The organism is Sphingobium sp. (genome assembly GCF_033795625.1).
Taxonomy (GTDB): domain Bacteria; phylum Pseudomonadota; class Alphaproteobacteria; order Sphingomonadales; family Sphingomonadaceae; genus Sphingobium.
Genome location: NZ_JARYGI010000007.1, coordinates 102720 through 114398, shown reverse-complemented (window position 1 = coordinate 114398; position 11679 = coordinate 102720). Strand labels below are relative to the sequence as shown.

At 61.7% G+C, this 11679-nt stretch carries 9 protein-coding genes; 3 read left to right on the top strand and 6 right to left on the bottom strand.

The window, feature by feature from the left end; translation table 11 throughout:
- Window positions 1-38 precede the first annotated feature (38 nt).
- The 5 genes from QHC67_RS05515 to QHC67_RS05495 form a co-directional block, all read right to left on the bottom strand.
- Window positions 39-1085 carry a type III polyketide synthase gene (locus tag QHC67_RS05515; protein WP_319292149.1) on the bottom strand — a complete coding sequence of 349 codons (1047 nt, stop codon included), beginning with the start codon at window positions 1083-1085 and terminating at the stop codon, window positions 39-41.
- 86 nt (window positions 1086-1171) lie between these two features.
- Window positions 1172-2203 (bottom strand): DNA polymerase III subunit delta, encoded by a 1032-nt coding sequence (holA, locus tag QHC67_RS05510; RefSeq protein ID WP_319292147.1) that lies wholly within the window; start codon window positions 2201-2203, stop codon window positions 1172-1174.
- Entirely contained in the window at window positions 2190-2711 is a 522-nt protein-coding gene (lptE, locus tag QHC67_RS05505) for an LPS assembly lipoprotein LptE (protein ID WP_319292144.1), read from the bottom strand. Before lptE ends, holA begins: the two co-directional genes overlap by 14 nt.
- Window positions 2708-5218: a leucine--tRNA ligase gene (gene leuS / locus QHC67_RS05500; protein ID WP_319292141.1), complete on the bottom strand. Its 2511-nt coding sequence runs from the start codon at window positions 5216-5218 to the stop codon at window positions 2708-2710. Before leuS ends, lptE begins: the two co-directional genes overlap by 4 nt.
- 43 nt (window positions 5219-5261) lie before the next feature.
- Window positions 5262-5714 (bottom strand): DUF3576 domain-containing protein, encoded by a 453-nt coding sequence (locus QHC67_RS05495; protein ID WP_319292138.1) that lies wholly within the window; start codon window positions 5712-5714, stop codon window positions 5262-5264.
- A 245-nt stretch (window positions 5715-5959) separates the two neighbouring features.
- On the opposite strand from QHC67_RS05495, the gene QHC67_RS05490 reads away from it, so the two are divergent.
- The 3 genes from QHC67_RS05490 to QHC67_RS05480 all read left to right on the top strand — a co-directional run bounded on the left by QHC67_RS05490 (window position 5960) and on the right by QHC67_RS05480 (window position 10532).
- The gene (locus QHC67_RS05490) at window positions 5960-6679 is read left to right on the top strand and encodes a hypothetical protein (RefSeq protein WP_319292135.1); all 720 of its coding nucleotides are present in this window, start codon (window positions 5960-5962) and stop codon (window positions 6677-6679) included.
- Window positions 6680-6937: 258 nt separating this feature from the next.
- Window positions 6938-9232: a glycosyltransferase family 4 protein gene (locus QHC67_RS05485; protein WP_319292132.1), complete on the top strand. Its 2295-nt coding sequence runs from the start codon at window positions 6938-6940 to the stop codon at window positions 9230-9232.
- 34 nt (window positions 9233-9266) lie between these two features.
- On the top strand, window positions 9267-10532 hold the full coding sequence (locus QHC67_RS05480; RefSeq protein WP_319292129.1) for a glycoside hydrolase family 130 protein: 1266 nt from the start codon (window positions 9267-9269) through the stop codon (window positions 10530-10532).
- Here the strand turns inward: QHC67_RS05480 and QHC67_RS05475 are convergent, their stop codons facing one another.
- Window positions 10533-11654 (bottom strand): glycosidase, encoded by a 1122-nt coding sequence (locus tag QHC67_RS05475; RefSeq protein WP_319292127.1) that lies wholly within the window; start codon window positions 11652-11654, stop codon window positions 10533-10535.
- Between the last annotated feature and the right edge of the window lie 25 nt (window positions 11655-11679).

Below are 11679 nucleotides of genomic sequence, written 5' to 3'. Positions count from 1 at the left end.
CTGCTCCTCTTCCTGGGCGCGGATGGACAGATCCCGGGTCAAGACCGGGCACCTCGAAACAGGAAACCTTCTGCCGCCAGCCCCGGCCCGAAGGCCAGCGCCAACCCCGATTCCGGCGGGGAGCCATTCAGGATGCGCGCAAGGACGAACATCAACGTCGCGGACGACATATTGCCATAGGCCTCCAAAACTGCGCGGCTGTCATCCAGAGCATGTTCCGGAAGGTTCAGGGCATGTGCGACGGCGTCGAGGATGGACCGGCCACCGGCATGCACTGCCCAGCTTTCGACGCTATCGGCGTCTACGGGCAGCATGGCGGGATTAGCAAGAGCCGCTCCTATCGCTGCGGGTACTTCGCCGGAAAGATGCATGGAAAAACCATGATCCCCAAGGTCCCACCGGATCAGGCCGCTGCTGTCGGCTAGTCCGCAGGAGAAGGGCTGGTCGATGGCAAGGCCCGCAGGCTCCGACGTCACCAGTGCAGCCGCGGCCCCGTCGCCGAATTGCAGCATCGCCAGCAGCGGCTCTAGTTCTTGGTCCGCCTGCAGGTGAAGCGTGCTCAGTTCCACGCTGACCACGAGCACGCGCGCGTTCGGCTCCGAGCGCACGATGTGCCGCGCCGACCTGATCGCTGCGACAGCCGCGTAGCATCCCATATAGCCGACAAGCAGCCGCTCGACGGAAGGCGAGAGGCCGAGTTGTCGCGCCAATATCTGATCGACGCCGGGCGCCGTGAAGCCCGTACAGCTTGCCAGCACGAGATGGGTGATATCCCGCACCGCCACTTTACGGCTCAGTGCGTCGACTGCGCTAGCGGCAAGCGCTGGTGCGGCTTGCCCATAAACAGCCATGCGCCCGGCCGTCGATGGCCAAGTTCCGGCGTAGAAGCCTCCCGGATCGATCGGCGATCCGGTTTCCTTCGGCAGTACCGACCAGCGATGGGCAATGCCGCTGCGTTTCGCCATCCGGTCGAACAGCTTGGCTTCCCGGGGATCACGTAGCTGCGCGCGCGCCCAGCCTATGAAGGCCTGATGGATGTCCTGATCGGGAACGGCGGTGCCGATGGCGTTGATATAAGCAGTCACGAAATCGACGCCACCTCTGGTGAGTTAGGGCGACAATAGGCCACTTCACCTAAGCGACAAACGGATTAAGGAGGCGCGCGGTTCCTTTAGCCAGCCCGCTCTCGCGCCGCCTGGCGGGCGATGGTGAGTAATTCATGCGTCACCATGACGTCACCTGCGTTGCGGCTCGACCGGCTGGCGCGCTCCGCAGCCCCAAGCCGCTGGATGACACGGGCAATGCCGTTCGCATCCCACAGCTTGACCTGCCGGGTGACGGTCGCCTTGTCTTTCCAGAAGATTGCCTTGCCCGCCGTCTCGATCGCAGCGTCGAGGCGACCGGAAGCGTCGAATTCGGCGCGGATGTTCGCGAGGAGAATCGCGCGGTTCTGCAGCGGTCGCAGGATGCTGCCCATGTTGGTTCCGATCACGCGCAGGCCCGCAAGCTCGCTATGCATCGTCCTGAGGTCGCCACCGAGCACAGCGTTCACAAGTGGCCCGATATCTTCCTCGAGCGATTCGGCGGATAGCGCGTTCAGGGCTTCGGCCGTGGCCTCGACCGGATGCTCGGGTGCAGCGTCGAGGAAGAGGGCAAGCTTTTCAATCTCGCCGGCCATCAGCGCCCGGTCCCCGCCAGTGAGGTCGCTGATGCGACGGGCAAGGTCCTGCGGCAAGCGCAGCCCAAGTTCGCGAGCAATGCCGATAGCGATCTGGTCGGCATCGCGGCCCTCGGGCACATAGCTGATGCAGGCCATGGCAGCCTTGTGGTCGAGCGCCAGCTTCACGAGCTTGGAACTACCCTTGAGCGCGCCCGCAATGGCGACCACCGGGTTGCCCGCATGCTCCGCCTGCAGCAGCGCCTCGATGGCGGAGAGGGCTTCATCGCCAACAGGTGTGACGCGAATCCATTGCTTGTCGCCGAACATGGACATGGACGCCGCTTCGTCAGCCAAGCGCGCCGGGTCGCTCTTCAGCGTGGCGCCGTCCAGATCGATGCGCTGTGCGCCGTCGCCCATCGCACGCTCCAGCCGCTTTGCGAGCGCGGCGCTTCCGGACTCGTCAGGGCCATAAAGGAAGAACAGGCGGATATCGGCGGGCGGCGCGTCCAGCGCCCGCTCGATCTGGGATTTATTTGCTTTCACGGGAAGCGGACGCAGCGGACCTCTGTTCTTCCACCGCAAACAGCGCCAGGCGCGAGATGATCTGATCGGCGATCGTTTGCGACAGGCGTTCCAGCGCCGTGTCTTCGGCAGCGATGGTTGCATATTCGCTTGAGGTGACGTCGATGCCTACGTCGGAACCCGCGGTAGCGTCCACCATCTGCGTGCCCGTTGCGCTGTCGACCAGCTGATAACGCGCGCGCAATGTTCGCCGTTCGCGCGTGATGGCATCGTCGGCGCGCACGCCGAAACCCTCGATGTTATCGTCCAGTTTCACGACAAGTTGGTACCGCGGGCCGTTTCCGCCGTGGATGAGGCGGTCCTCCAACGCATTGCGCACCAGCCAGCCTGCTTTTCCCTCGATCGGTGCGACTTCCACGTTCGCCAGCGCTTGGGCGACGGGGCCGCTGCTTCCGCCGCTGTAAACCGGGCGAAGGCCACAGGCAGACAGCAGGGCCGTGACGGCGAGGAGGAGAGCGGCGCGCTTCACAGGACCAGATTGACCAAACGATCCGGGACCACAATCACTTTCTTCGGAGTCGCGCCGTCCAGGGTGCGCATCACGTTGGGCGCGGCGAGCGCGAGCCGTTCCAGTTCGTCTTTCGGCGTGCCCTTCGCTACTGTGATGGTGTCGCGCAGCTTGCCCATGACCTGACAGGCGATGGTGACTTCATCCTCGACCAGCAGAGCGGGATCGACGGCAGGCCAGGGCGCGTCGGCGATCAGGCCCTCGCCGCCCATATCCGCCCATGCTTCTTCCGCCAGATGCGGCGTCATCGGCGCGACGAGCAGCGCCAGACTGCGGATCGCCGTGGAACGAGATGCGGATGGCGCCGCCTTTTCGACAGCATTGGTCAATTCGTAGACCTTGGCCACCGCCTTGTTGAAAGACAGCGCCTCGATGTCGCGCGCCACGCCATCGATCGTCTGGTGCAGCTTCCGGTCCAGAGCCTTGTCCTGACCACTGGCGTCCGCATCGATCTGCCCGAAGAGGCGCCACAAGCGGTTCACAAAGCGCCACGACCCTTCGATCCCGCTTTCGGTCCAGGGCAGATCGCGCTCCGGCGGGCTGTCGGACAGCATGAACCAGCGAACCGCGTCGGCGCCATATTGTTCGATGATGTCATCGGGATCGACGACGTTTTTCTTCGACTTCGACATCTTCTCGACGCGGCCCGCCGTTACTGGCGCTCCGCTTTCGATGTGGACCCAATCGTCGCCGTTCTTCTTCACTTCCTGCGGTGAGAGCCAGCTACCATCGCCAGCCCTGTATGTCTCATGTGTCACCATGCCCTGAGTGAACAAGCCGGTGAATGGTTCGGCAACGCCGATCGCGCCGATGTGGCGCAGCGCGCGTGTCCAGAAACGCGCATAGAGCAGATGCAGGATGGCATGTTCGACGCCACCGATATACTGGCCGACCGGCAGCCAGCGTTCGGCTTCGGCGCGGTCAAAGGGTTTGTCCTTGGGCTGACTGGCAAAGCGAATGAAATACCAGCTCGAGTCAACGAAGGTGTCGAGCGTGTCGGTTTCACGCCGCGCAGGCTTGCCGCAGCTGGGGCAATCGACATGCTTCCATGTGGGGTGGCGGTCCAGCGGATTGCCGGGGATATCGAAGGTGATGTCCTCCGGCAGAACGATAGGCAGTTGATCCTTGGGAACGCCGACGGGGCCACAGCCTTCGCAATGGATGATCGGGATCGGCGTGCCCCAGTAACGCTGGCGCGAAACGCCCCAGTCTCGCAGCCGCCAAACAGTCGTGCCCTTGCCCCATCCGCCTTCTTCGGCACGGGCAATAACAGCAGCTTTCGCGTCTTCGATACTTATGCCGTCGAGGAAGCGACTGTTCACCAGCTTGCCGGGGCCAGTATAGGCTTCGCCGTGGATCGGTTCGTCCGCATCGCCGACCACGCGCGGCACCGGCAGCATATATTTGCGTGCAAAGTCGAGGTCGCGCTGATCATGCGCGGGTACGCCCATCACCGCGCCCGTACCATAATCCATCAGCACGAAATTCGCGACGAACAGGGGAAGCTTGATCGCGGGATCGAAGGGATGAACCGCTGACAGGCCCGTGTCGAAGCCCAGCTTTTCCTGCGTCTCTATCTCTGCGGCGGCGGTGCCGGACTTGCGGCACTGGTCGGCGAACGCCGCGAGATCAAGGTCCTTCTCGGCCAGCGCCAACGCGATCGGGTGATCCGCAGCGATGGCCGCGAAACTGGCGCCAAAAATCGTGTCGGGACGCGTGGAGAACACCTCCAACCGCTCGATTCCGGCAACGGCCTGATCCAGGGCGAAGGAGAATTGCAGGCCGGCCGACTTGCCGATCCAGTTCTCCTGCATCAGCCGCACCTTCTCCGGCCACTGGTCGAGCGTGCCGAGGCCCTCCAGCAGTTCGTCGGCGAAATCGGTGATCTTGAGGAACCACTGGCTGAGCTTGCGCTTCTCGACCGGCGCGCCGGAGCGCCAGCCCTTGCCGTCGATGACCTGCTCATTGGCGAGCACGGTCATATCGACCGGATCCCAGTTAACCGCGCTTTCCTTGCGATAGACGAGGCCGGCGGCATAAAGATCGAGGAACAGCGCCTGCTCATGGCCGTAATAATCCGGCTCGCAGGTCGCCAGTTCGCGGCTCCAGTCCAGCGCAAAGCCGAGTTTCTTCAACTGTGCGCGCATCGAGGCGATATTGGAGCGCGTCCAGTCGCCCGGATGAACCTTCTTTTCCATTGCCGCATTTTCGGCAGGCATGCCAAACGCGTCCCAGCCCATCGGATGCAGCACTTCATGGCCGGTCATCCGGCGGAAGCGCGCCAGCACGTCGCCCATCGAATAATTGCGGACATGGCCGATGTGGATGCGGCCCGAAGGATAGGGAAACATCTCCAGCACGTAGGAGCGCGGCTTGGTGCTCGCGTCGTCCGCACGGAAACTCTGCCGTTCTTCCCAGACGGCCTGCCAGCGGGCATCCGCCTCAAGCGGGTTGAAGCGCCTTTGCATCATATACTCCTGAAGCGGGCAGGGTTGCTGCCCGTCCGCTGGCTCAGCCTTCGTTGATGGCCGTGCGGCGCAGGTCGCGGGCCTTGGTTAGAATGATCTCTTCCAGCTTCTGGACCGTTGCAGCCTGCAGCGGCGCATCGACCCACTGGCCGCCCTGATTCACCTGACGGCTGCCGGCGACGCGCAGCGCGTCGGCGCGCAGGTCCTGGTCGAGGATCGTAACCGTCAACTTCATCCGTTCAGCCGGCGAGTTGGGATTGGCGTACCAGTCCGTCACGATCACGCCGCCATTCGAATCGGTCTGCACCAGCGGCATGAAAGACAGCGTATCGAGCGACGCGCGCCACAAATAGCTGTTCACGCCGATCGTCGTCACCTTGGCCGCGGCGAGATCAGCCTTGGGCCGGTCCTTCGATCCACCGCCACATGCACCGAGCGGCAACATCGCTGCCATCACGAGAACCGTTGCAAGCGAGCGGGCCGAAAAAGGGCGCATAAGCCTTGTCCTGTATAAATTCTGGAGCATTGGCGGCATCTATAGGGAAGATGGTGCGTGGAGCAAGTGCCCGTTTGGTGAGGCAGGATCGCATCTTGACCCGAGCGACTCAGGGTGGCGCAGTTAAACTTGTGTGAACTGTGCAACAGCTATGGCTAAAACGACTCTCGCCCCTAGCCATTTGCCGTTGTTAGGTGTTAAGTCTTCGAAAGAGAAATTCCGGGGCGGAAGAGTCGTTTAGGGTCATGACAAGCAAAGGTGGACATTTGGGGTGGGCGGTCGCGGCAGCGGCTGGTGCTACGCTCGTGCTTTCACCTGCCGTGGGAGCGGCCGCCGATTTGATTGCAGTTCGCAGCACCAATCCCGTATCTTTGGGCAGCCTCGGCAGCATCGGGTCATTCACGCCCGCCACCAAGGACCCGCGCCTTTCTGCGGCTTATGCCAGTGCAGTCCTTAATGGTGGCCGCAAGACATTTCGGTTCACGCCGACCAGCGGTTCGACCAGCGGTCGCCGCTCGATCACCGTGCTTGTTCGTGCCGAGGATGATGTTCCGGTCCGGATGGAGCGCACGATTCCGTCGGTGGGCATCACCCCTGTGGCTTTCAATCTGAATGTCGCTCGGGGCTGGCGCAAGTTTGCGCTGCCTGATTCGGTAGGCCGTGCGGCCATAGACCCGATTCCGGTTGAAGCTCCTGTTGCAACGCGTAGCTTCTCGCTCGAGCAGGGCAAGAAGCGCTTCAGCACGAATGTGCTTGTCGACAGCAAAAGCGATGTTGGGGCACCCTCCGCTACGGTGGATGAAAAGGCCTATTCACTTCAGGTGGGCAGTTCCTATTCGCTTTCGCGCAACCTGAACGTGACCGCGGGGATGCGTTATAGTGGCCGAGTCAGTAGACTCGCTCCGATCGCCGATGATCGCAAGGACGCTCAGGCCGTTTACCTTGGCACCATATTCAAGTTCTAAGCACCAGCGCCTGTTGCGAGGCACTCGGTTAAACTGCCTTTTTATCTAGAGCTAGCTTCGCGGTGCTTTCGCGCGCGACCTTCGCTTTATTAGCGTGAAGGCGACGGGTTGCAGGCGCCAGCCTTGCGCCTGATATCTGCAACGCACCTATCTTTTTTTGCAGCGCAGCATATTGTGAAACTTTCAATCCATTAATGTGTTTAACCACATACGTCGTTTTCCCAGAGGCGCCTGATTCTCCAGTCCGAAAGATAGTCGATGAACCGAATCTCCTTCGACGCGCATTTCAAGCTTCCTGTGCCAAAGCACGTGGCGCTTATTGGAAATGCGATGCCTCGACGGTGCGGAATGGCTACTTTCACGCATCATTGTCGCGATGCGCTGATGGAACAGTTCCCGGATATACGGATCGACCACTACGCCATGGATGATGGGCGTGGCGAGATCGTTTACGATGACGATATCCGTCTGATCGATGACCAGGATGCGCGTGCCTACGCCCGCGCCGCCCAGCAGATTGAGGAGAGCGGCGCGGAAGCTATCTGGCTGCAGCACGAATTCGGCATCTTCGGCGGCTCGGCAGGCGATCTCATCCTGCATCTTCTTGCGCGCACGCGCCTGCCCCTCGTAACCACGTTCCACACGATCCTGGAAAAGCCGAACAGTGATGAGCGGCGCGTAATGGATCGCCTTCTCGCCCGCTCGCGCGATATAATCGTGATGTCGGAGTTTGGCAGGGAGATACTGGAGCGCGTGTACGACGTGGAAAACAGCCGGATCAGCGTCATCCCCCATGGTGTTCCCGACCGCGCCTATGTCGAGCCCGACATGATGAAGCCGCATTTCGGCTGGGAAGGGCGCAAGATCATCCTCACCTTTGGTCTGCTCGCGCCTGACAAGGGTATCGAGAACATGATCGAGGCCATGCCCGCCATCGTGCAGGCGTGCCCGGACGCCTTTTATGTCATCGTCGGCGCAACCCATCCCAATCTGATCCGCGAACAGGGCGAAAAACTGCGCAACGATCTCGTCGCCCTGACACAGCGCCTGGGCGTTGCCGACCATGTCCAATGGATCGGAAGCTATCAGGCACAGGAAGAATTGCTGGACCGGCTGCAGGCGGCCGACGTGTATGTCACGCCCTACGTCAATCCCGCGCAGGTGACGTCCGGCACACTGAGCTATGCCGTCAGCATGGGCAAGGCCGTGGTGTCCACACCTTACGTCCATGCTGCCGAGATTCTGGACGAGGATCATGGCATCCTGGTGCCGTTCCGCGATAGCGCCGCCATGGCGCATGCAATCATCCGACTATTGAGCGACGATACTGTCCGCCGCGCCTATGGCGAACGCGCCTATGCGCGCGGCCGGGAGATGTTGTGGAGAGAATTGGCGCGGCGTGCCGGGCTGTTGCTCGTGCATGCGCAGAGCGCTGAACCCGCGAAACTCCCACTTCGGCGCAGGGAGGTGATATTGGAGCCCAATCTCTCGGCTGTGTTGCGTATGAGTGACGGCACGGGCATCCTGCAACATGGCATCTTATCGGTTCCCGATCGCCGTCATGGCTATTGCATCGATGACAATGCCCGTGCCTTGCTGCTGATGACGCAGGTTCCGAGCATGGACGAAGAGGTGCGCGACCAATGGATCAGCACCTATGCCGCGTTCGTTCAGCACGCCTGGAACCCGGACAAGGGTCGCTTCCGCAATTTCATGTCCTATGATCGCGGCTGGTGCGAAGATGAAGGTTCGGAAGACAGTTCCGGCCGCGCAATGTGGGCTCTGGGCGTCACTGCACGTGACGCGCCGCTTCCCAAGCATCGGGAATGGGCGATGCACCTGTTCAACCATGCCCTGACGCCGATGCGGACCATCTTTTCCCCGCGCGCGCAGGCTTTCGTCATGCTGGGCGCCAGCGCGGTCCTGCAGATCGAGCCCGGGCACGTCGAAGCTCGTCAGGTACTGGAGGAATTCGGATCGAACCTTGTCGCTTTGGTGGCCGAAGCCCGCAGACCCGATTGGGCCTGGTTCGAGGCAGTGCTGGCCTATGATAACGGACGCCTGCCGGAGGCGTTGCTGCGGGCCGGTGCGCTGTTGGGCAATCAGCAATTCATCGAATGCGGCCTGACGACCTTGCAATGGATCTGGCAACAGCAGACTGCGCCCGACGGCCACTTCCGCGCCGTGGGATCGGAAAGCTTTGGCCAGCCTTACGCGCCGCCGCTTCCTTTTGACCAGCAACCGCTTGAGGCCCAGGCGATGATCGATGCTGCCGAGGCAGCTTTTGCCGTCGACGCGACGCGATATTGGCTGGATTGCGCGCATACTGCCTATCGCTGGTATCTGGGCGACAATGATCTTTCCTTGCCGCTTGCCACGCGCAGCGATGGCGGCTGTTACGATGGGCTTACCCCCACGGGCGTTAACCGCAATCAGGGAGCGGAGTCGCTTTTGGCTCTGCAATTAGCATCTTGCGCGATGAACAGGCTTTCCCAAGCCGGAGCAAACGTGGCAATAGAGGCCGCCCTGGGGGATGAGATCGTCCCTGCCTGACAACGGATGATCCCTTTTGCTTGAATGTCATACCTTGCCGCTGCGGCTTCACGCCGATCCCACGCGTGTGGTCGTGCGGCCTTTCCATCTGAGCTGGCAAAGCAACGGCAAGGGGCCGAGCCGGTCCCAGCGAATCGCTACCGCCGTGCTGGCCATGGAGGAAGGAAGCGTTGAAGATCAGCTGACGCATGTGCTGCGTGATTTCGAAGCGCGGCATTGGCAAACCCGTCGCGTGTTCCGCACCCGCTACGATGAGATTCGTGCGCAGCTGAAACTCGACGACGGCGCTTTGTCGGAATCGCGACGGTTGCTGATGGGCGCATATTTCTGCCACGAATATAGCTATGCCGCCGCTGCGCTGATGAACCCCAGCGTTGTTCCGCATTATGATCAGACGGGAATGCCGAAGGGAAGTATCCGGATCATCCTCTCGTTGCGGGCCGTCGGAGAAGGGCACATCAGTTCCGTGGCCTTCCGGGAAGGCGTGATCACGGACGAGGGCGAACTGCATCTGGCGCATCAGCCGCCCTTTGCAACCGCAGCCGATGCTTATGGCGACGAAAGTGTAGTCAAACAGGGAGAGGTCTCTGTGTTTCGGCATCCGGACAGTACCGTGTCCGGCACTGTCCTGTTCCCGATCACCGCCGCACAGGCGAATGGGCTGGAGGATCTGCGGCTCGTATATTTCAGGCATGACGATGGGGCGGCCGAATGGCTGGGTACCTACACGGCCTATAATGGCCATGTGATCCAATCGGAGATGCTTCGCACGGGCGATTTCCGCAAGTTCGACATGGTGCCCATGACCGGCAGCGCCGCCCGCAACAAGGGCATGGCGCTGTTTCCGCGAAAGGTCGCGGGCAAATATATGATGATCGGCCGGCAGGATGGGGAAAATCTCTATCTCATCACGTCGGACACTTTGACGCACTGGGACGAGGGGCAGTTGATCCTGACGCCCGTTTATCCCTGGGAGCTGGTGCAGATCGGCAATTGCGGGCCGCCAATCGAGATCGACGAAGGCTGGCTGCTCCTGACGCACGGCGTCGGAGCGATGCGCGAGTATTCGATCGGCGCAGTCCTGCTGGACAAGGACGATCCCTCGATCGTGCTGCGTCGCACGCGGACGCCGATACTGGCGGCATCGGAAGACGATCGCGAAGGCTATGTACCCAATGTCGTCTACACATGCGGCGCGATGAAGCATGGCGACAAGATCTTCATGCCTTATGGCGTTGCCGACAGCTCCGTGGCCTTTGCATTCGTACCCATCGTGGACCTGCTGGCGCTGATGGACTGATCAGGGACGGAAGACGTCTTTGGAAATGAAGCTGAGGCGGCAAGCCAGGTCGGCTTCGCCGCTGGCTATGATATAGTGATCGCCTGCGTCCACGATGCCGGTCGTGAATACCACCGTGTCGAGATACATCTGGTGCGCGATCGGTGCCGTCAAGGCGGGGTTCGGCGACAGGAGCGGGCCGCTGCTGTTATACAGGATGGTCGTCGGATCATCGCGGTCTAGCAACGACCAGTAGGTGCGGTAGATGCCGATACCATCGTCCGGCTCGACGCCATGCCACAAGGTGAGCCAGCCAAGGTCCGTCAGGACCGGGGGGGTGCCGCCGCCGATCCTAGCGCTCGCGGTAGCATGCGCTTCTGCGCGAATGCCCGGTGCGCGAACGGGCTTCCAGTGCAGGGCGTCCGGGGACGTCGCAAGGTTTATCGAAGGCCCTGCGCGCCAGGGGCTGCCCGGCGGATAGGCGAAATAGCAATCCCCCAGCGGACGCGTTTGGGCCCAATACTGGCCTGCAATCCGGCCTTCGAAGATCAGCATGTCCTTGTTCTGATGATCGAGGACGATGTCCTCGAACTTCCAGTCCAACCCGTTGTCGGAGCTATACAAAGTGGTGGAATGACGCTCGGGACTGACGGAGCACGTGGTCATCAGCCAGCGCCCGTCGACCTGGCTGATGCGAGGGTCTTCTATGCCGTAGCTTTGCCAGTCCCCCTGTGGCGCGATCGCACGATCATAGTGCCTTGCGATCACGTGACGGCCATCCGCCGACACTTCGACGGGCAGCAACCAGGACAAGGACGTGAGTGCCAGAACCGACCAGCCGCCATCGCGTATCTTGAAGGTGCGAGGGTCAGTCATGTCCACATCGGCCAACGGCCAGGCATCGAGCACATAGCGTCCCTCAGTCCAGCGGATGGCGTGGACATGATCCCCCTGCACTGGTTCTCGCAACGCTTCGGCCACGCGGACCATCAACAGCAGATTGCCGTTGGGCAACCGCGTCAATCCCGGGTTGAATGCGCCCAGCACGTAGGTCGGCAGCGCGAACTGCCCGGCCAGAGGAGACCTGCCAAGATCGATATCGTCCGGTACGATGATGAGATGGTCGGGACCCGCAGCGCTCATTCCTGTCCTCCGCGGCGGTTGTGCC

Excerpts from the sequence above, each read along its gene's own strand:
- leuS (WP_319292141.1), bottom strand. The coding sequence starts at position 5,218 with ATGCAAAGGCGCTTCAACCCGCTTGAGGCGGATGCCCGCTGGCAGGCC.
- QHC67_RS05490 (WP_319292135.1), top strand. The coding sequence starts at position 5,960 with ATGACAAGCAAAGGTGGACATTTGGGGTGGGCGGTCGCGGCAGCGGCT.
- QHC67_RS05495 (WP_319292138.1), bottom strand. The coding sequence starts at position 5,714 with ATGCGCCCTTTTTCGGCCCGCTCGCTTGCAACGGTTCTCGTGATGGCA.
- QHC67_RS05485 (WP_319292132.1), top strand. The coding sequence starts at position 6,938 with ATGAACCGAATCTCCTTCGACGCGCATTTCAAGCTTCCTGTGCCAAAG.
- QHC67_RS05475 (WP_319292127.1), bottom strand. The coding sequence starts at position 11,654 with ATGAGCGCTGCGGGTCCCGACCATCTCATCATCGTACCGGACGATATC.